We start from the raw sequence: 548 nt of genomic DNA, 5'->3' as shown, positions 1-548 counted from the left end.
GCTTTGCAAACGTTCAAAAACGCAATCAATAGCACAGTGGATAAAGCAGCACTTAATTCTTTGATAGCAGAAGCACAATCGACGCATGATGCAGCCGTGGAAGGCACCAAAACCGGCGAGTATCCTGCAGGCGCTAAAGCACTTCTGCAGGCGGCGATTCACGCAGCTAGTCAGATCGCAAGTGACGCAGCATCTACGCAATCTCAAGTAGATCAAGCTGTGACAGAACTGAACTCAGCTCTGCAAGGCTTCCTTGCATCAGTGAATACACGCGTGCCAGAGGATATGAATGGTGACGATAAGTTTACCATCGGTGACTTGGCTATTGTGGCTTCTTATTATGGCAAAAATGATCGGGATGCTAATTGGAACTTGTACAAAAAAGCAGATTTGAATGGTGATGGCCAAATTGATATCGCAGATCTTGCGATCATTGCCAGAAAAATTTTAAATTAAAATTTTACATGTCGGGAGGATGGCGGGCGGCAAACGTCTTCCTCCCGATTTTTCCCATGGAAAAAACTTGGAGGTGATCACAATGATAAGAA

General features: G+C 44.9%; 1 protein-coding gene. It reads left to right on the top strand.

The features are described 5' to 3' along the window. On the top strand, nt 1–456 hold a 456-nt coding region (locus AC1DUA_RS40220; RefSeq protein WP_477504963.1), incomplete at its 5' end, for a dockerin type I domain-containing protein. Between the last annotated feature and the right edge of the window lie 92 nt (nt 457–548).

Source organism: Paenibacillus sp. 01T422 (assembly GCF_056398785.1).
Note: the sequence above shows the minus strand (reverse complement) of the source record. Positions and strands in the feature narration are given on the sequence as shown.